Origin of the sequence: Piscirickettsia litoralis (genome assembly GCF_001720395.1) — a bacterium.
Taxonomy (GTDB): domain Bacteria; phylum Pseudomonadota; class Gammaproteobacteria; order Piscirickettsiales; family Piscirickettsiaceae; genus Piscirickettsia; species Piscirickettsia litoralis.
Genome location: NZ_MDTU01000001.1, coordinates 1,818,287 through 1,836,980, shown reverse-complemented (window position 1 = coordinate 1,836,980; position 18,694 = coordinate 1,818,287). Strand labels below are relative to the sequence as shown.

17 protein-coding genes and 2 pseudogenes are annotated in these 18,694 nt (G+C 42.7%); 11 read left to right on the top strand and 8 right to left on the bottom strand.

Annotated features, from left to right (window positions below; genetic code table 11):
- Position 1: 1 nt before the first annotated feature.
- The 3 genes from rsmH to BGC07_RS09140 are packed head-to-tail and all read right to left on the bottom strand — an operon-like array spanning position 2 to position 1,681.
- Complete coding sequence (gene rsmH, locus BGC07_RS09150; RefSeq protein ID WP_139121659.1) at positions 2-931, bottom strand: 16S rRNA (cytosine(1402)-N(4))-methyltransferase RsmH; 930 nt, start codon at positions 929-931, stop codon at positions 2-4.
- A gap of 14 nt (positions 932-945) precedes the next feature.
- On the bottom strand, positions 946-1,389 hold the full coding sequence (locus BGC07_RS09145) for a YcgN family cysteine cluster protein (RefSeq protein WP_069312852.1): 444 nt from the start codon (positions 1,387-1,389) through the stop codon (positions 946-948).
- The gene (locus BGC07_RS09140) at positions 1,379-1,681 is read right to left on the bottom strand and encodes a YcgL domain-containing protein (protein WP_069312851.1); all 303 of its coding nucleotides are present in this window, start codon (positions 1,679-1,681) and stop codon (positions 1,379-1,381) included. Before BGC07_RS09140 ends, BGC07_RS09145 begins: the two co-directional genes overlap by 11 nt.
- Before the next feature lie 251 nt (positions 1,682-1,932).
- Here BGC07_RS09140 and BGC07_RS09135 point away from each other — a divergent pair, with 251 nt between their 5' ends.
- Together BGC07_RS09135 and bioA are read left to right on the top strand one after the other, a co-directional pair.
- The gene (locus BGC07_RS09135; protein WP_069312850.1) at positions 1,933-2,112 is read left to right on the top strand and encodes a hypothetical protein; all 180 of its coding nucleotides are present in this window, start codon (positions 1,933-1,935) and stop codon (positions 2,110-2,112) included.
- Between the two features lie 95 nt (positions 2,113-2,207).
- A complete protein-coding gene (bioA, locus tag BGC07_RS09130) occupies positions 2,208-3,527 on the top strand; it encodes an adenosylmethionine--8-amino-7-oxononanoate transaminase (RefSeq protein ID WP_069312849.1) in 1,320 nt (439 codons plus the stop codon).
- A gap of 33 nt (positions 3,528-3,560) precedes the next feature.
- Here the strand turns inward: bioA and gyrB are convergent.
- From gyrB to dnaA, 5 genes and pseudogenes are all read right to left on the bottom strand, one after another.
- Positions 3,561-5,971, bottom strand: a pseudogene (gene gyrB / locus BGC07_RS23655) (DNA topoisomerase (ATP-hydrolyzing) subunit B).
- Positions 5,972-6,001: 30 nt separating this feature from the next.
- Positions 6,002-6,556, bottom strand: a complete 555-nt coding sequence (locus BGC07_RS09120; RefSeq protein WP_069312848.1) for a DNA replication/repair protein RecF — start codon at positions 6,554-6,556, stop codon at positions 6,002-6,004.
- A complete protein-coding gene (locus BGC07_RS09115) occupies positions 6,556-7,095 on the bottom strand; it encodes an AAA family ATPase (RefSeq protein ID WP_158006900.1) in 540 nt (179 codons plus the stop codon). Before BGC07_RS09115 ends, BGC07_RS09120 begins: the two co-directional genes overlap by 1 nt.
- 27 nt (positions 7,096-7,122) lie before the next feature.
- A complete protein-coding gene (dnaN, locus tag BGC07_RS09110; RefSeq protein ID WP_069312846.1) occupies positions 7,123-8,229 on the bottom strand; it encodes a DNA polymerase III subunit beta in 1,107 nt (368 codons plus the stop codon).
- A gap of 26 nt (positions 8,230-8,255) precedes the next feature.
- On the bottom strand, positions 8,256-9,752 hold the full coding sequence (dnaA, locus tag BGC07_RS09105) for a chromosomal replication initiator protein DnaA (RefSeq protein ID WP_069312845.1): 1,497 nt from the start codon (positions 9,750-9,752) through the stop codon (positions 8,256-8,258).
- A 619-nt stretch (positions 9,753-10,371) separates the two neighbouring features.
- On the opposite strand from dnaA, the gene rpmH reads away from it, so the two are divergent.
- From rpmH to BGC07_RS09070, 9 genes and pseudogenes are all read left to right on the top strand, one after another.
- On the top strand, positions 10,372-10,506 hold the full coding sequence (gene rpmH, locus BGC07_RS19425; protein WP_077216832.1) for a 50S ribosomal protein L34: 135 nt from the start codon (positions 10,372-10,374) through the stop codon (positions 10,504-10,506).
- A gap of 18 nt (positions 10,507-10,524) precedes the next feature.
- Entirely contained in the window at positions 10,525-10,884 is a 360-nt protein-coding gene (gene rnpA, locus BGC07_RS09100; RefSeq protein ID WP_069312844.1) for a ribonuclease P protein component, read from the top strand.
- Positions 10,885-11,038: 154 nt separating this feature from the next.
- Complete coding sequence (gene yidC, locus BGC07_RS20105; RefSeq protein WP_069312843.1) at positions 11,039-12,706, top strand: membrane protein insertase YidC; 1,668 nt, start codon at positions 11,039-11,041, stop codon at positions 12,704-12,706.
- Positions 12,707-12,712: 6 nt separating this feature from the next.
- Positions 12,713-14,077 carry a tRNA uridine-5-carboxymethylaminomethyl(34) synthesis GTPase MnmE gene (mnmE, locus tag BGC07_RS20100; protein ID WP_069312842.1) on the top strand — a complete coding sequence of 455 codons (1,365 nt, stop codon included), beginning with the start codon at positions 12,713-12,715 and terminating at the stop codon, positions 14,075-14,077.
- An 85-nt stretch (positions 14,078-14,162) separates the two neighbouring features.
- Positions 14,163-16,055 carry a tRNA uridine-5-carboxymethylaminomethyl(34) synthesis enzyme MnmG gene (mnmG, locus tag BGC07_RS09085; RefSeq protein WP_069312841.1) on the top strand — a complete coding sequence of 631 codons (1,893 nt, stop codon included), beginning with the start codon at positions 14,163-14,165 and terminating at the stop codon, positions 16,053-16,055.
- Positions 16,056-16,058: 3 nt separating this feature from the next.
- On the top strand, positions 16,059-16,445 hold the full coding sequence (rsmG, locus tag BGC07_RS22165) for a 16S rRNA (guanine(527)-N(7))-methyltransferase RsmG (RefSeq protein ID WP_235603058.1): 387 nt from the start codon (positions 16,059-16,061) through the stop codon (positions 16,443-16,445).
- Positions 16,420-16,683 carry an RsmG family class I SAM-dependent methyltransferase gene (locus tag BGC07_RS22160; protein ID WP_394332117.1) on the top strand — a complete coding sequence of 88 codons (264 nt, stop codon included), beginning with the start codon at positions 16,420-16,422 and terminating at the stop codon, positions 16,681-16,683. Before rsmG ends, BGC07_RS22160 begins: the two co-directional genes overlap by 26 nt.
- A gap of 23 nt (positions 16,684-16,706) precedes the next feature.
- Positions 16,707-17,550: pseudogene (locus tag BGC07_RS09075) on the top strand (ParA family protein).
- 14 nt (positions 17,551-17,564) lie between these two features.
- Complete coding sequence (locus BGC07_RS09070; RefSeq protein ID WP_069313847.1) at positions 17,565-18,452, top strand: ParB/RepB/Spo0J family partition protein; 888 nt, start codon at positions 17,565-17,567, stop codon at positions 18,450-18,452.
- The last annotated feature ends 242 nt before the right edge of the window (positions 18,453-18,694 follow it).

Here is an 18,694-nt window from a genome sequence, read left to right as displayed (position 1 = left end):
TCTACCCCAAACGCTCACCAACCCTTAGCACGGCGCTACGTGCGCGCACATTTTCTTCTATTTCTAGCTTAGACGGCTTAATCGCTTTCGTCACTATTTTAAGCTGTGGATTAAGCATATCAGCCGTGACAGGCAACCCCGCCGGAAACTCATCTCCGCGTGCTTCTTTACGCATAAATTTTTTCACAATACGGTCTTCTAGGGAGTGAAAACTGATCACCACTAAACGCCCACCCGGCTTTAATATCGCCAAGCTATCTTTTAAAACCGTATGTAAATCACCTAACTCATTATTAATTTTAATGCGAATCGCCTGAAAAGTACGCGTTGCCGGATGCTTATTTTTCTCCCAGCGTGGGTGTGCTTTAGATACAATTTCTGCTAACGCTTTTGTTGTTTTTATTGGTCCACGCAGACAAGCCTCACAAATTGCCTTAGCAATTCTTCTGGCATAACGCTCCTCACCATAATCAAATAATACTTGAACCAACTCACTTTCTTCGACCGAGCATAACCACTCACTTGCAGATAAACCCTCAGCAGGGTTCATACGCATATCTAAAGGTCCTTCACGCATAAAACTAAAGCCACGCTCATCATTATCAAGCTGTGGAGAAGACACCCCTAAATCCAATAAAATTCCAGCAACCTTCCCCTGCCAACCACGTGCTTGCACCTCATCGAACATCTGGGCAAAAGAACGGTGCGCAATATGAAAGCGCGAATCTTCACCAAAACGATTCGCTGCGACAGCAATTGCCTCAGGGTCTTTGTCAAAAGCTAAAACCTGACCACCTTCAGCTAAACTGTGCAAAATCTCGAATGTATGACCACCACGACCGAATGTGCCATCAATATAAACTTCATTATCCTGTATTGCGAGTGCTTCAATAGACTCTTGTAATAGAACAGATTGGTGCGCCATTAATATTCTTTACCCTTTAGTTATGTTCTCACCCAATGAATCACATGCTCTTCTAACTCGTCTTCTAAGACTTCACTTTCACAGTATACTTGATCGTCGACAGCGATGCCTGCCTGTTCAACACTCACATCCACGCCGGACACCAAAGGATGCCAGTCAGGTAAATTTTTTCCTTCTAAACGCAAACGATAAGCGCACGTTGTCGGCAGCCATTTGATTTTACTAATATTATCCCGACTTAACTTAACACAACCTGAAACTTTAGCTTGTCTGTTCTGATAATCTTTACAAGCGCGCGTTTTTTTATCTAACAAAACACAAGCGACATCCGTATAGTAAAACCGCCCATCATCGACATCTTCAAGCTTATTTAAGCAACAGCGACCACAACGATCACACAACGCTTCCCACTCACGATCCGTCAGTTGTGCGAGTGTTTTTTCTTGCCAAAAATTACTCTTCACTTAATGCGTTCTCAGCAATTTCAATGCGCTCAATCGTCCGCGCCACACAATCACTTAACTTAGGTGGAATCTGCAAATAAAAACCATGTTTCTCAATCGATTCAATAACATCAAATACATTCTCACGTGCTAATTTTCGCTGTTCATTCAACGTTAAATCCATCACATGTTCATAACGGCCGAAACGCTCCATTAACTCTGTCGGCAACGTTTCTAAATTAACCCCAGCTTGTGTATACAAATACATCTCGTGGTGACGTAAGCTTTTAAATATTGAACAGTTAATTTCCATCGCAGCTACCTAACCTTTACAAACAGGCCATAATAACATCAATTCCTTGCCACTGCATGGCAACGTTGAAATTACAGCCAATAGCAGTCAATGAGAATATTAATTTAATTTTAATAATTCATAACATTAACAACAGATTAACAAGACAATTTCCTTCTGCTTTGCAGCATCTAAAAGAGTTCACTTCTCATGAGAACTAAGTTATATTTTAGTTCTCACTCTCAACCCGAACGCTCAACAAGGATGCCGGCATGAATACTGCCACAAAATTACAACATACTTCTCACGCCCAAAGTACAAACACAGAGCATAAACATAGTCATCCACACTTCGACCCCAAAAAACATATTTACTACTCCATCAGCTGTAAAAAAATGTTAAAGCCTGAAGGATTGATCATTGAAAATGGCTTTATTTTAAGTAACAACTAAACCTGTAAACTTTTATATATTTAAAAATTTGACAGACATAACTCGAAGCACCTACAGTCTAGTTTTATAATTAGACTGAACTAGGCGCTTGTGTTATGTCTTTAATTTCGCGCGATTTAAAACACCTTTGGCACCCTTGCTCACAAATGAAGGACTATGAAAGCTTCCCTCCTCTTGAAGTCATTCAAGCACAAGGTTGTTATTTAACACTAAATAACGGTCAAAAAATTATCGATGTTATCTCTAGCTGGTGGTGCAAATCCTTCGGACACAATCATCCAATTCTTAAAAAAGCCATACATAACCAACTAGAAAAATTCGAGCACGTTATTCTTGCCAACACCACCAACCATACGATTGTCGAACTCTCAGAAGCTCTAGCAACGTTACAGCCCGGATTAGACAAAGTCATGTATGCTAGCGATGGCTCTTGCGCGGTAGAAATCGCGATGAAAATGAGTTTGCATAGCCGAGTTATTCAACCGCAACCTGAAAAAAAACACTTCGCTGCCCTAAGTCATGGCTATCACGGCGAAACCTTAGCCACACTCTCTGTGAGCGACTTGGGCCTATACAAAGCACCTTATCAATCTGCCTGTCTAAATAACGTTACCTTTATTGATCATATCCCCTACGTCAGTGGCACAGATGATCCACTATGGCATGACTGTTCACTACATTGGCAAAAAGCTCAGCTTCAGTTAGAAGCAGTCAAACACCAGCTTACCGCCATCTTAATTGAACCCATTGTCCAAGGCGCTGGCGGCATGCTGATCTATAGTGCTGATTTTTTAAAGCGTTTAAATGCCTGGTGCAAAGCCAATGATATCCACCTTATTGCCGATGAGATCATGACAGGGCTCGGCCGCACAGGACGACCGCTCGCCTGCCAGCATGCTAACATTTCCCCTGACTTTATCTGCTTATCTAAAGGACTCACTGGTGGTGTTTTACCCATGAGTGCAGTCCTCACTCACAATGAAATTTACCAGCTATTCTATGATGATTATGAGACCGGCAAAGCCTTTATGCATTCACATACTCATTCGGGTAATGCCTTAGCCGCCGCTGTCGCTCTAGCCACGCAAAAACTCCTAAACAGCCCAGGGTTTTATGAAAGCACTCAAGAAAAGGGGCAATATATGCGTGAATTGCTTGAAGATACCGCCCAGCAAACAGGCAAACTTAAAAATATTCGTAGTATTGGTATGGTCGCAGCAGCAGACTTAATCGTTCCCGACAATGATAAAACACGCTGGGGTTACCTCATCTACCAAGAAGCCATTAAAAATGGTGCACTATTGCGCCCTTTAGGCAATACCTTATATTGGCTGCCGCCATTAATTACCACAAAAGAAGAACTCAAAAAAATAGCTTCAATCACAACTCAAGCAATTGAAGCTATTTTAAGCTAGACATTAGTCATTACTCACTAAAAGTGGTAGATACTACACGTCCAAATTAGAGACCTGCAAAGCATTCGTTTCGATGAAGTCACGCCGTGGCTCTACATGATCGCCCATCAACGTTGTAAAGAGCTCATCGGCAGCAACAGCATCTTCAATTGTGACTTGCAACATACGGCGCGTCTCACTGTTCATCGTCGTTTCCCAAAGCTGTTCGGGATTCATTTCCCCAAGACCTTTATAACGCTGAATATTTTGCCCGCGCTTCGCCTCACTCATCAGCCAGTCCATCACTTGGTTAAAATGACTCACATATTGCGTACGTTCGCCTCTCTGAATAAAGGCCCCCGGCTCAAGCAAACCTTGCAATGAAGCCCCCACATTAACTATCACTTCATACTCTTTTGAAGCAAAGAAATCTGAACGCACCAAATAATGAGTATCTACGCCATGCATCGTTTGACACAAATCTAGCAGAGCAAGAGAGTCTTCTGTTTCCTCACGATAATTCACCTTAAAACCTACTTGGCTTTGGTGCGTTTTTAGCCAGTTTTGTAACTGACCAAGCCACTGCTCAGCCTGATTACGATCAGCAAGCACTTCTTCATTAATCGCGGGTAAATCAACTAAAGCTTGCAAAAATGCAGAGGGGTAACGCTTAGATAAGCGCTGGATAATCTCTGCACCCTTCTTATATTGATGCACCAAGTTTTCCAATTGGTTCCCCATGATCGCCGCTGCATCTTTATTCACAAACAACTGGGCATTTTCTAAAGCAATTTGTGTCAGATAATCGGATAAAGCATCATCGTCTTTGACATAGTATTCTTGCTTACCTTTTTTAACTTTATACAAAGGAGGTTGTGCAATATACAGATAACCCCGCTCGATGAGTTCTGGCATTTGGCGATAAAAGAAGGTGAGCAACAACGTTCTAATGTGTGAGCCATCGACATCAGCATCGGTCATGATAATAATACGATGATAGCGAATTTTATCCGGATTATAATCATCATTGCGGATTCCACAACCTAAAGCCGTAATCAACGTTCCTACTTCTGCCGATGAAAGCATTTTATCAAAACGTGCTTTTTCCACATTTAAAATTTTACCTTTTAAGGGTAAAATCGCTTGCGTTCGACGATCACGACCTTGCTTAGCAGATCCTCCCGCCGAGTCTCCCTCAACAAGATATAGCTCAGATTGCGCTGGATCTTTTTCTTGGCAGTCAGCTAACTTGCCCGGCAAGCCCGCAATATCAAGAACACCTTTACGGCGCGTCATCTCACGCGCTTTACGTGCAGCCTCACGAGCACGTGCTGCATCAATGATCTTACCGACAATCGCTTTGGCTTCTTGTGGCTGCTCAGCCAAAAACTCTTTTAGCTTTTCAGTAATTAAGCTCTCTACAATCGGCTTAACCTCGGATGAAACCAACTTATCTTTTGTTTGCGAAGAAAATTTAGGATCCGGCACTTTCACCGACAAAACAACAACCAAACCTTCACGCGCATCGTCACCGGTTGCATTAACCTTGGCTTTTTAGCAAATCCTTCAGCTTCTATATATTGATTCAATGTGCGCGTCAGTGCAGTACGCAAGCCCGCCAGGTGAGAGCCACCATCGCGCTGAGGAATATTATTAGTAAAGCAAAAAATATTTTCCTGATAAGACTCGTTCCATTGCATCGCCGCTGAAACTTGAATATCATTTTTCATCCCTTCAAAACAAATCACTTCATTATGAATCGGCGTTTTATTACGGCTTAAATGCTCTACAAAGGCTTGGATACCGCCTTCATAGTGAAACTCATCTTTCTTATCGGTGCGCTCATCTTGCAAAATAATATGCACACCCGAATTTAAAAATGACAACTCACGCAAACGCTTCGCTAATATTTCATAATGAAATTCAATATTAGTGAATGTCGCAGGGCTTGGGTGAAAACGAATCTCTGTACCTTGACGCTTAGTGTCACCCACAATAGCGAGTGGAGCTTCTGGCTCCCCAGACACATAACTCTGCTGATACGTTTTGCCGTTTTTATTGATCGTTAATTTCAGCTGATCTGACAATGCATTGACTACCGAAATACCAACACCGTGCAATCCACCTGAGACTTTATAAGAACTACTATCGAACTTTCCGCCCGCATGCAATACAGTCATAATGACTTCGGCCGCTGAGCGCCCTTCTTCAGGATGAATATCAACAGGAATGCCACGACCATCATCACGCACAGTAATCGACTCATCAGAGTGGATAATGACTTCAATTTTAGAGCAATGGCCAGCCAAAGCCTCATCAATCGAATTATCAACCACTTCAAATACCATGTGATGCAAGCCCGTTCCATCATCCGTATCGCCAATGTACATTCCCGGGCGCTTACGCACCGCATCTAACCCTTTTAACACTTTAATATTTGACGAGTCGTATGTATTCTCAGTCATTTTTATCCCCTCAATCTACGCATCCCGCTATTATACCACTTCTTTGATAAATCCGCGTTCCACGTGAAACTGTTTAAAATCAAACCCTTCAATCTGTTCAGTAATCGCAGGCAATACATCAATACCACTGATAAACACCTGACTTCCTAGCTCACTAAGCACCGTCAATACGCGCTTTAAATTGTCTGCATCTAACTCGGCGGCTAAATCATCCAACAAATAAATAGCCCGTTTAGCCGTTAAACTCTGCAAAGTTTTCCCTTGAGCCAACTTTAGCGCATAAACTAATAATTTCTGTTGGCCGCGTGATAACACTTTAGCCACATCTCGACCTTGCACACGTACTTTGATATCCGCACGGTGTGCACCGACATAGGTATAACCACGACGAAAATCACTCTCCAGCGTTAAAGCTAGATGCTCTTTCAAGCTTTTAGTGTCATCCCAACCGGCATAATACTGCAGCTCAAACTCACAATCATCAAAAAAAATGCGACAACATATAACAACAAACCTGCTCAAGCCTGGCAAAATATTTCTTCCTTTCTGAATCGATAAAAGCTGCATATTTACATATAAAGTCATCAAATAAAGACAACTCTTTTCTTTTTTTCGTTAAATTTAATTAAATGATTTCGCTGTTGCAATGCTTGATTATAGCGCCGCCAAGCCTGAGCAAATAAATCCCGTTTCACGTGAAACGCGCCCCAGTCTAAATAACGGCGACGCTCAGAAGGACCATCAATAAGCAATTGTCCGCTCTCTGGGTGAATATCTTGAATGGGAAAGTGATCTACAAACGCAATACTCGACCCTACACGTTCGTCGTCAAAGTACAGTTGCTGCTGCCTCATGCTCTGATCACGATAAATCAGGCCGCGCTGCTCCACTCCATCACACTGGCAAAGCGCTTCAAGCCGATAAAAAGCCTGCTCGTGCTGTAACATTTGTCGCCAACCTGAGGCACGAAAAGAGCGCCCCAGACCAAATAAACCAATCGCTTCTAGTAAGTTAGATTTGCCACTACCATTAACACCCAACACGTAATTAAAAGAACTCGAAAATTTCAAGGTCGTCGGACTTAGATTCCTAAAATTCTCCAGCTTAAGCTCTTGAATAATCAATACTATTACTAATCAGACTATAGAGCTTTATAGACGCATTGGCATAACGACATAGCAGGAATCTGCATCTTCTGACTCTTGAATAAGCACACTCCCCGTTGCGTCTTTGGCAAGCAAGCGAATCGGCCCCGGACTTAAAACAGATAATATATCTTGCAAATAAGAGGCATTAAAACCAACCTCCAAGGGTTCGTCATTATACTGAACCTCAAGATAGTCTTCAGCCTCTTCTTGTTCAGGGTTATTAGCACCAATTTTTAAAGTATTTTGACTAAACTCTGCACGCACACCACGATACTTCTCATTCGATAAAATAACGACCCGCACCAAGGCTTGTTTTAACAAGTCACGATCAACAACAATTAACTTATCATTCCCTTCTGGAATGACTCGTCGATAATCAGGAAATTTACCTTCAATCAATTTAGAGGAGAAAGTAAACTCATCACTAAATACTCGCAGATGGTTTTCAGTCAACGTTAACTCAATATCAGCATCTAGATTTAACAAACGCGTTAACTCTTGCACCCCTTTACGTGGCAAAATGACCTGTTTTTTCTCTTTAACTTCGACGTTCATTGGCACAGAGGCTAAGGCAATACGGTGACCATCGGTAGCAACGGCACGCAATATATTCCCCTCAACTTCTAGCAACATACCGTTTAAATAGTGGCGCACATCTTGTTGTGCCATTGAAAAAGATACGCGGTCAAACAGGTATTTAAGGTTTTCCTGACCCAAAGATAAACCTAACCCCTCACTCGACTCATCAAGTAATGGGAACTCATGCGCCGATAAGGAAGATAGAGTAAAGCGGCTGCGTCCAGCACTTAAGCTCACACGCTCACCATCAACAGTGAACTCAACCATCGCCTCATCAGGCAAGTTCTTAACGATATCTAGTACTTTTTTAGCAGGCAAAGTGAACTGACCAGCAGCTTGACCACTCCCAAATTCTAAGTGAACACGAGAAATTAACTCAATCTCTAAATCGCTCGCTGTTAATTGCAGCTGGTCTTCTTGCACATTAAATAAAATATGACTTAATACCGGTAATGTATGACGCCGCTCCACTACGCTTGCAAGCATCTGCAAAGGTCTTAATAGACGATCACGTTGCACAATAAATTTCATTAGAAAATCCCCTGTAACATTATATTTTATGATGATAATATTCTTAACAAGCTGACATAATCCTCTCGAATATCGGCCTGATCATCTTTTAATTCAGCCACTTTTCGACATGCGTGCAATACTGTTGTATGGTCTCGCCCCCCAAAATGATCACCAATTTCAGGCAAGCTATGATTAGTGAGCTCTTTAGCCAACGTCATCGCAATCTGACGCGGCCGCGCTACCGAACGACTACGGCGCTTGGACAGCAAATCTGCCATTTTAATTTTATAATAATCTGCAACTGTTTTCTGAATATTTTCAATCGTCACTAACTTTTCTTGCAGTGCTAACAAGTCTTTTAAAGCTTCTTGGACAAAGTCCAATGTAATGTCATGGCCGGTAAAGCGAGAGTGTGCAATCACTCTCTTCAGTGCACCTTCTAACTCTCGCACATTTGAGTTAACACGTTTCGCAATGAAAAAAGCAACCTCAGCAGGCAAATGAATGTTCACCTGCTCAGCTTTCGTCATTAAAATTGCAACACGCGTCTCTAACTCTGGAGGCTCGATCGCAACAGTTAACCCCCAACCGAAGCGTGATTTTAGCCGTTCTTCTAAGCCATTCAGCTCTTTAGGATAACGGTCACAGGTTAAAATAATTTGCTGTTGCCCCTCAAGCAATGAGTTAAAAGTATAGAAAAACTCTTCTTGTGAACGCTCTTTTCCTGCAAAAAATTGGATGTCATCAATTAATAAAGCATCAACAGAGCGGTAATAACTTTTAAATTCATCAATCGCATTATTTTGAAGTGCTTTTACCATATCTCCAACAAAGCGTTCTGAGTGCAAATAAACAACATTGGCATTACGGTTGTGTTGCTGAATCAAGTTACCCACAGCATGCATTAAGTGAGTTTTACCTAAACCTACTCCACCATATAAAAATAATGGGTTATAGGCACTCCCAGGGTTTTCAGCAACTTGCGTCGCTGCAGCGCGCGCAAGCTGGTTTGATTTCCCCTCAACAAAACTCTCAAACGTAAACCCTGTATTTAAGTTATTAACAGGATGTTCAACGACCGTTTTTTTACTTAAACCGCTTACATTAGCCGTATCATTAGGGACTTTTTTTTCAATTTCGATTCGTTTATGTGTATAACTCTGGTCAACCTGTGCATTACTAGCCAACTTATCCACAATATGCAAACGGCTTTCAGTCTTTTTTTCTATTTCCGGCTCAACTTTCTGCGGCTGCGCTACGGTGAGTCTATTGACCCCAGTCGGCTTTGCAGCGGTCTCAACAATGACATTAAACCCCGGGTCACTCGACACTTCATAGACAACATCTTGAATCAGAGACAAAAAACGCTGCTTCACCCAGTCCATCACAAATCGGTTCGGTGCGACCAAAACAAGGGTTTGGCCTGACTTCACATCGGCCTTTAAAGGCCGAACCCACATATTATAATCTGAGGATGATAGTTCCTCAGTTAAACGAGCCGCACACTGCGCCCATAGCGACGTATCAACAACACTATTCATATTTATATCTTAATTATGTCGAATAAAACAAAATTATACACACTAGTTATCCACATAGCGACCGTGCGACTTATAATACACAAACAGGCAACAGCAGGAAATAGCGAAAGCTGTGGATAAACTGTATAAAAGTATGTGGTTAACTCGTGAGTAAGTTTGCGCTCTTTTTTATCCACAATTAATCCAACTTATTCAAAGTTACTAAACAAGAACTATACAGCTTATCCACAAGGTTTAAATAGATATAACTTCATGATATATATAGTGTTTTAGATGATATCTACAGAATTATCTTTCCTAATAAAAGATAACTATAAGTCTAGACACAGTTATTTCTTAGTTTATTAATTATAAAATAGGCCTAACTGATGTTAATTCCTAGATGACTGATAATTTTGATTTCGGTTTTTGCGGTCTAGAAGTTTTTCTGAGTGGCTATCGGGATCTTCTATTACTTGAGAGTTTAGGTAGATATGGCGAGTCGAAAGTGAGGATAAAGTATAGAAGACTGTGTATAACTTACAAGGTTATGCACAGACGGATTGACATTAGCAATTAAATTGATTAACATCCTCGCTTGCTTTTAACGAAGCACTATTGATCAATAGAGGTAATCGCAATGAAAAGAACATTCCAGCCTAGCGTATTAAAGCGCAAGCGCACGCACGGCTTCCGTGCTCGTATGGCTACTAAGAGTGGTCGTCTTATTATTCAAAGACGTCGCGCTAAAGGCCGTGCACGCCTTAGCGCTTAACTTTTGGTAAGTTCGGTAATGCCAGCAAAGTTCTCTCGTTCATTACGTCTTGTTAATGCGAGAGACTTTGGGTTGGTGTTTAAATGCCAACGCCGTGTTTCTGTGCGTGGCCTTGCCTTATACTATTCAACTTCTCAGCGTGAACACTCAACCTCTCGCTTGGGTTTGGCAATTTCTAAAAAACATGCTCGTCGTGCAGTATCGCGTAATTTGATTAAACGTTTGGTTCGAGAATCGTTCCGCCAGCAATCCGATAAGCTGCCGATGACCGATTGTGTGGTTGTAACTCGCCCTGGAGTGGATAAACTATCTCGATCTGAATTGCACTTAGCAACCCAACTTCTTTTTCAGCGTTTTCAGGCGACTCGACTTAAATAAACTTCGTCTTCATTTTTTTACTTGTCTTAATCATCATGGGGTAGGTGGCTATACCTTAGGTGTAATTGTGGTATCATAAGTGGTTTTTAATCCCTGCTGTTCGCCGTAAGGTTCGGCATAACGCGATTTGTCAACACTTAAAGAGAGATAATCAATGAATGCACAACGTATACGTTGGACATTGCTAGGCATACTTGCCTTTATACTGGTTTTACTGTGGAGCCAGTGGGAATTAAAGTATGGCCCGAAGCCTGTACAGACTCAACCTCAACAAGTAAAGACCAAGCAAGATCAACCCGCCACGCAAGCATCGCAGGCGGCAGTGACACCACATATTGCAAAAACAGCGGCTGCAACAGGTAAGTTGATACAAATTGATACGGATTTATTGCACTTAACGCTCGATACTGCGGGAGGTAGTATTGTAAAAGCGGGCTTAGAAAATTACGACAAGTCGCTGAACTCAAAAGATAAAGTGACTCTGTTTAACGATAATGCAAATAACTATTATGTGGCTCAAAGCGGCGTAGAGACGTTAACGGGTCAAAAGTCACATCAGAGTATTATCTATCAGACAAAGGCGGACAAATATACGTTGGCGGCCGGAGAGAAGACATTAAAAGTCACCTTGGTCGGTCATTTGGCAAATGGTGTTGAAGTTGAAAAGATTTACCAGTTTAATCGAGGCAGTTATCAGGTTCAGGTGATGACGCGTCTTGCTAACCAAAGCGCAGCCCTATGGTCGGGTCAATTGTATTCCCAATTAGTGCGCAAAGAGCAAGTAAAGTCGAAAAGCTTGCTTGATAGCTATACGACTTATACCGGTGCTGCAGTGTCTAGCCAGCATTCTAACTATGAAAAAGTCCCATTTTCAGAGATGCGCAAGCAAAACCTTAACCAGCCAACAGAAGGTGGTTGGGTGGCCATGCTCCAGCATTACTTCTTAAGTGCTTGGGTTCCGCCAGCAAAAGGTCAGAGCACGCTATATAGTGCGGTCGGTGCTGATAATCGCTACATCATTGGTTTTAAAGGGCCTTTAGTGACGTTAAAGCCCGGTCAAGTAACAGAGCAGAATTCTAAGTTGTATGTTGGGCCTATCGTTGCTAAGCGCTTGGAGGCGGTTGCGCCTAATCTGCAGCGGACTTTGGATTATGGTTGGTTTTGGTTCTTCTCAGGCGCGTTGTTCTGGGTGATGGATCATTTCTTTATGCTGTTTGGTAATTGGGGTTTGGCAATTATCTTTACCACTGTAGTTGTAAAGTTGATTTTCTTCCCGCTAACGGCAAAAAGTTATCGCTCGATGGCGAAAATGCGTAAGTTGCAGCCTGAAATTAAAAAAATTCAGGAACGCTACAAGGATGATCGCCAAAAGGCGGGTCAGGCCGTGATGGGGTTGTATCGCGAGAAAAAAGTGAATCCGTTGGGTGGCTGTTTACCCATGCTGATTCAAATCCCAGTTTTCATTGCTTTGTACTGGATGATTATGGAAAGTGTTGAGCTGCGCCATGCGCCGTTTATTTTCTGGATTCATGACTTATCCGTTAAAGACCCTTTCTATATTTTGCCGGTACTGATGGGAATTTCGATGTTTGTGCAGCAACGCCTAACGCCTGCGCCACCAGACCCTACGCAAGCTAAAATCATGATGTTTTTGCCTGTCGTGTTCACTTTCTTATTTGCTCATTTTCCAGCGGGTTTGGTTTTATACTGGATCATCAATAATACGCTGACGATTGTGCAACAGTGGTGGATGATGCGCGATGTTGATAAAGAGGATGCATCGAATAAATCTTCTGGTAAAAAGAAGAAGAAAAAGGCTTAGTTTTTCATGTCTGTTGTTGAAACAATTGCCGCGCAAGCGACGCCCTCCGGGCGTGGCGGCGTCGGCATTTTGCGTATTTCAGGCCCTAAAGTCAAAGAGCTGGCTAGGTCGCTGCTAGGTAAACTACCTAAAGTTCGTTATGCCCAGTATGGGCCTTTCTTGGGTGAAAATAGTGAGATTTTAGATTTTGGTATTGGCTTGTATTTTGAGGGGCCGAATTCATTCACCGGTGAAGATGTGTTGGAGCTTCAGGGGCATGGCGGCCCTGTAGTAATGGACGTTCTCTTACAATATATTTTATCTCAGGGCGTGCGTATGGCGCGACCTGGTGAATTCTCAGAACGTGCCTTTTTAAATGATAAGTTAGACTTAGCACAGGCTGAGGCAGTGGCTGACTTGATTGATGCATCGTCTACTCAGGCGGCGCGCTCTGCGCTGCGGTCTTTGCAGGGGGAGTTTTCTAAGCAAGTGCATGCGCTGGTCGATCAGGTGATTTATTTGCGCACTTATGTTGAGGCAGCTATCGACTTTCCTGAAGAGGAAGTGGATTTTTTATCAGATGGTGTTGTTGAGGAAAAGTTAGGTGAAATTCGCGCACAGTTAGAGCTGATTCGCTCGCAGGCGCGTCAGGGTGCTTTGCTGCGAGAGGGGATGACTGTTGTTTTGGCGGGCCGCCCGAATGCGGGAAAATCGAGTTTGTTGAACGCATTAACTGGCAAAGAGTCGGCAATTGTCACTGAAATTGCTGGTACTACACGTGACTTGCTTCGCGAGTATATTCATATTGATGGTATGCCTTTGCATATTATAGATACTGCGGGTTTGCGCCAGACTGAGGATGTGGTTGAGCGCCATGGGGTGGAGCGAGCTTTAAATGAAATTCGTCAGGCAGATCAACTGCTTTTGCTCGTGGATGTGAATGATAACCAGAAAACAACACTTGCCGACGTGTGGCCGAGTCAGTTAGATATCTTGCCAGAGGGTTTAGAAGTTACTGTTATCCGTAATAAAATTGATGCAAAAGCCAGGCTTGAGCCAGAACTTTTTCAGGCAGATGGTGTCACATGGATCAACTTGTCTGCCAAAACTGGCGCTGGTACAGAACTGTTAAGGCAGCATTTGAAGTCTGTTATGGGCTTTAATAGTCAGGCTGAAGGACGTTTTTCAGCACGTCGCCGTCATTTAGATGCTTTGGCGCGAGCAGAGCAGGAATTAAACAAGGCATGCGAGCAATTTTTAGTATTAAATGCAGGTGAGTTGCTTGCAGAGGATTTGCGTGGTGTGCAAGGGCATTTATCGGCAATTACTGGCGAATTTAGTTCGGATGATTTGCTGGGTCAAATCTTCTCTAGTTTTTGTATTGGAAAATAATTGTGCATAACTTGGGTTGTTATACACAACTTTTACCAATGAATTAACAGGTTATCCACAGTTTTTATTGAGTTAGGTCTTGAGTATGTTTTTTGATGAACGTTTTGATGTTGTTGTTGTGGGTGGTGGTCATGCGGGTGTAGAAGCTGCTCTAGCGGCTGCACGGACGGGTGTGAGCACCTTGTTGCTTACCCACAATGTTGAGACGATCGGTCAGATGTCTTGTAACCCAGCGATTGGTGGTGTGGGTAAAGGGCATTTGGTTAAAGAGATTGATGCGATGGGCGGTGCGATGGCCTTGGCGGCAGATCGTGGCGGCATTCAATTTCGTACCTTGAATGCGCGTAAAGGCCCTGCGGTGCGGGCGACACGAGCACAAGCAGATCGTGTGTTATACAAGGCAGCCATTCGTGAGACGGTCGAAAACCAACCTCATTTGAAAGTTTTCCAGCAGTCTGTAGATGACTTAATCGTTGAGAAGGGGTGTGTGACCGGTGTCGCCACTCAAATGGGCTTGAAGTTCCATGCGAAAACTGTTGTATTGACAGTTGGAACATTTTTGGGTGGAGTGATACATATTGGTTTGGAAAATCACTCGGGCGGACGGGCAGGTGACCCGGCATCGAACGCGCTAGCGCGTCGACTTAGAGAGTTACCCTTTACGGTTGGACGTTTAAAGACGGGAACGCCACCACGTGTTGATGGTAAAACGATAGACTTTTCCGGTTTGCAAGAACAGCCTGGGGATAGGCCTTGCCCGGTGTTTTCTTTCATGGGCTCAGCTAAGCTGCATCCTGAGCAAATCTCATGTTATATCACCCATACTAATGAGAAAACGCATGATATTATTCGTGCCGGCTTGGATCGCTCGCCGATGTATTCGGGAGTGATCGAAGGCGTAGGGCCTAGGTATTGCCCTTCGATTGAAGATAAGATTATTCGTTTTGCCGATAAATCATCGCACCAAATTTTTATTGAGCCAGAGGGTTTAACGACTCATGAGATTTACCCAAATGGCATTTCAACAAGTTTGCCGTTTGATGTGCAAATAGCGCTTGTGCGTTCAATGAAAGGATTTGAGAATGCGCATATTTTACGACCTGGTTATGCGATTGAATATGACTATTTTGATCCACGTGGCTTAAAATCAAGCTTAGAGACAAAGTATATGCCAGGACTGTTTTTTGCGGGCCAAATTAACGGAACGACTGGTTATGAAGAAGCCGGTGCTCAGGGTTTATTGGCAGGCTTAAATGCCGCTTTAATGGCTCAAGAAAAAGACAGTGTTAGTTTTCGTCGTGATGAATCTTATTTGGGAGTATTGGTTGACGACCTAATTACTTTAGGTACGCAAGAGCCGTATCGAATGTTTACTTCGCGCGCGGAATATCGTTTATTGCTGCGTGAGGATAATGCGGATTTACGCTTAACAACAAAAGCGCGCGAGTTAGGGTTGGTTGATGATTTGCGTTGGCGTGCATTTGAAGAGAAATGTGAAGCGATTGAGTTGGAAAAGCAGCGTTTAAAATCAACTTGGCTGCAACCGAAAACAGAGCAAGCTAGATTACTGAAAAGTCGCTTAAATGTAGAGATAAATCGTGAGCACAGCTTGTTAAGTTTATTGCGCCGCCCTGAGGTGAGCTATGAAGATATCGCAGCGGTTGCGCCCGCAGAAAAGCCTTGCTTGTCAGCGGTTGCTGAGCAGGTGGAGGTACAGATCAAATATGCGGGTTATATTGAGCGCCAAATGGATGAAATTGCAAAACAGCAACGTCACGAAGAGGCTGTCTTGCCAGACGATTTTGATTATGATGGGGTGAGTGGGTTGTCTAATGAGGTGAAGGCAAAATTAAAATTAGCTAAACCGGCAACGATTGGTCAGGCTTCACGTATTTCGGGAGTGACTCCTGCGGCGATCTCTTTATTATTGGTTTATTTAAAAAAGCAACGCTACATCAAAGAGCAAAAACTGGCTTAAAATATGTTAAAAGAAAAATTAGTTAAAGGGGTTGATCAATTAAATTTATCGCTCAATGAAGAACAAATTGAGTTATTGATTGATTATGTGCAGTTGTTAAATAAATGGAATAAAACCTATAATTTAACAGCGATCCGTAATATTAATGAAATGGTAAGTTTGCACTTGCTAGATAGCCTGGCTGTTGCTCCTTATTTGAATGGCGAAGATATTCTTGATGTGGGGACGGGCGCAGGTTTACCTGGAATTCCGTTGGCGATTTGCTTGCCAGACTATCGTTTTACTTTGCTCGATAGTAATGGCAAAAAAAACACGTTTTGTACAACAAGCGGTGTTAACGCTGGGCTTGAAGAATGTGCAGGTCTTGCAAAAAAGAATCGAACAGTTTGAAGATGAAAATAAATTTAGCACAATCGTCAGTCGCGCCTTTGCATCAATCAATGATATGCTAGAAGGAGCTTCTCACCTTTGTCGAGATAAGGGAGAGTTTCTAGCGATGAAAGGAGTATATCCGGAGGAAGAATGGCAAGCTGTTGCGAAGGAATATCAATTGCTCGAAACCATAAAGTTATCCGTACCTTTTGTGGATGGTGATCGTCATTTAGTGCGTATAAGTTTAAAAAAATAAGCATTTTCGGGGGAGTTATTGTTGTGGGGAAAGTGATTGCGTTAGCAAATCAAAAATGGGGGGGTGGGTAAAACTACCAGCTGCATTAACCTAGCAGCATCATTAGCTTCATTAAAAAAGAAAGTGCTATTGATTGATATTGATCCTCAGGGTAATGCGACGATGGGGAGTGGTGTTAATAAGCATGAAGTAGAATATACAATTAATGATGTGTTGATTGCTGAAACTTCGGTTGAGAAGGCGCGTATCCATGCAGATCTTGCTGGTTATGATTTAATCGCAGGAAATGCGAATACCACAGAGGCTGAAATTCAACTCTTCCAATTTGATGAGCGTGAACAGCGTTTGGCGAAAGCGTTAGCGCCAGTCAAAGAAGAGTATGATTTTATTTTAATTGACTGTCCACCTTCTTTAAATATGCTGACCTTAAATGCATTGACTGCAGCAGATTCTGTATTAATTCCGATTCAATGCGAGTATTTTGCTTTAGAAGGTTTGTCTTCTTTGGTTGAAACTGTTGAGCAAATTAAGCAATCGTTAAATTCAGAGCTGAGAGTTGAAGGTGTGTTAAGGACAATGTATGACGCCCGTAACCGTTTGACGATTGAGGTGTCTGAGCAGTTGGTTCAGCATTTTGGTAAGCAGGTTTATAAAGCGATTATTCCACGTAATGTGCGCTTGGCCGAAGCGCCGAGTCATGGTTTGCCGATTATTAAATATGATAAATACTCAAAGGGCTCGTTAGCCTATATTGCTTTGGCAAAAGAGTTTATTCGTAAAAACAAGACAGCTAAGAAAACGATTAAAACTAAAGCGAATCCTGAACAATCTAAATCTAAATCTAAAACCAAATCAAAAGTGGCGTAAGGGTGGTAAATGTGATGACAGCGAAAACAGTAAAGCGCCGAGGTTTGGGAAAAGGTTTAGATGCACTATTGTCAGGAGCGAGTTTAGATACCACATTGATTGGTAAAAAAGCAGATAAAACGCGAGAGGCTTTGAAATATTTGCCGATCGATGTTTTGCAACGCGGTCAGTATCAGCCGCGTCGTGACATGGATCCAGAGGCGCTGGAAAATTTGTCAGCATCAATTCGCAAGCAAGGGGTGATTCAACCGATTGTTGTTCGCCCTGTTGGCGGAGAAAAGTTTGAAATTATTGCTGGGGAGAGACGCTGGCGAGCATCACAGCTTGCAGGTAAAGAGACGATTCCGGCGGTGATTCGGGAAATTCCTGATGATATTGCTCTAGCTTTGGCTTTAATTGAAAACATTCAGCGTGAAAATTTAAATCCGATTGAAGAGGCGGCAGCGTTACAGCGTTTGGTGGATGAGTTTGATATGACGCATCAGCAGGTAGCAGAGGTGGTTGGTCGTTCACGCGCTGCGGTAAGTAACTTGTTGAGGTTAATGGCGCTTGAAATCAGTGTAAAAACCATGCTTGAGCGTGGGGATTTGGAAATGGGTCATGCGCGTGCTTTGCTTTCTCTGGATAAAAACCAGCAAATCCAATCAGCACGTCAGGTGGTGGCACGGGGGTTATCTGTGCGTGAAACCGAGCGCTTGGTTAAAAACCTGCTGGAAGGTAAGGGTAAGGGAGATAAAGAAAAAAAAGCACTGGATCCTGATGTGCGTAAATTACAAAATGATTTGACCGATAAGCTTGGGGCGGCTGTAACCATCAAGCATGGCTCTAAGGGTAAGGGGAAGCTTGTTATTGAGTACACAAGCTTAGATGAGTTAGATGGTATTCTTAGTCATATTCGATGATTGCAATTGTTAATGATTCTTTGCTATTTTAGCAAGGGAGTTGAACCTAATCATATTAGCGATTATAATTTGCTCGCTGAGAATCAGTTGTTGCGTGTTGTATTAGGGGAGAGAGTATGCAGCCAAAGAAGCTGGTATATAAAATTCCTTTGATACAGTTGATATTAAGCCTGTTGTTTGCTTTAGCGGCAGGGTGTGTCTCGCGGCAATGGGGATTGTCTGTATTTTTTTGGGGGGGTAAG

Excerpts from the sequence above, each read along its gene's own strand:
- rnpA (WP_069312844.1), top strand. The coding sequence starts at position 10,525 with ATGCCAGCAAAGTTCTCTCGTTCATTACGTCTTGTTAATGCGAGAGAC.
- rsmG (WP_235603058.1), top strand. The coding sequence starts at position 16,059 with ATGTTAAAAGAAAAATTAGTTAAAGGGGTTGATCAATTAAATTTATCG.
- yidC (WP_069312843.1), top strand. The coding sequence starts at position 11,039 with ATGAATGCACAACGTATACGTTGGACATTGCTAGGCATACTTGCCTTT.
- dnaN (WP_069312846.1), bottom strand. The coding sequence starts at position 8,229 with ATGAAATTTATTGTGCAACGTGATCGTCTATTAAGACCTTTGCAGATG.
- BGC07_RS09135 (WP_069312850.1), top strand. The coding sequence starts at position 1,933 with ATGAATACTGCCACAAAATTACAACATACTTCTCACGCCCAAAGTACA.
- rpmH (WP_077216832.1), top strand. The coding sequence starts at position 10,372 with ATGAAAAGAACATTCCAGCCTAGCGTATTAAAGCGCAAGCGCACGCAC.
- BGC07_RS09070 (WP_069313847.1), top strand. The coding sequence starts at position 17,565 with ATGACAGCGAAAACAGTAAAGCGCCGAGGTTTGGGAAAAGGTTTAGAT.
- mnmE (WP_069312842.1), top strand. The coding sequence starts at position 12,713 with ATGTCTGTTGTTGAAACAATTGCCGCGCAAGCGACGCCCTCCGGGCGT.
- BGC07_RS09120 (WP_069312848.1), bottom strand. The coding sequence starts at position 6,556 with ATGACTTTATATGTAAATATGCAGCTTTTATCGATTCAGAAAGGAAGA.
- bioA (WP_069312849.1), top strand. The coding sequence starts at position 2,208 with ATGTCTTTAATTTCGCGCGATTTAAAACACCTTTGGCACCCTTGCTCA.
- dnaA (WP_069312845.1), bottom strand. The coding sequence starts at position 9,752 with ATGAATAGTGTTGTTGATACGTCGCTATGGGCGCAGTGTGCGGCTCGT.
- BGC07_RS09140 (WP_069312851.1), bottom strand. The coding sequence starts at position 1,681 with ATGGAAATTAACTGTTCAATATTTAAAAGCTTACGTCACCACGAGATG.
- mnmG (WP_069312841.1), top strand. The coding sequence starts at position 14,163 with ATGTTTTTTGATGAACGTTTTGATGTTGTTGTTGTGGGTGGTGGTCAT.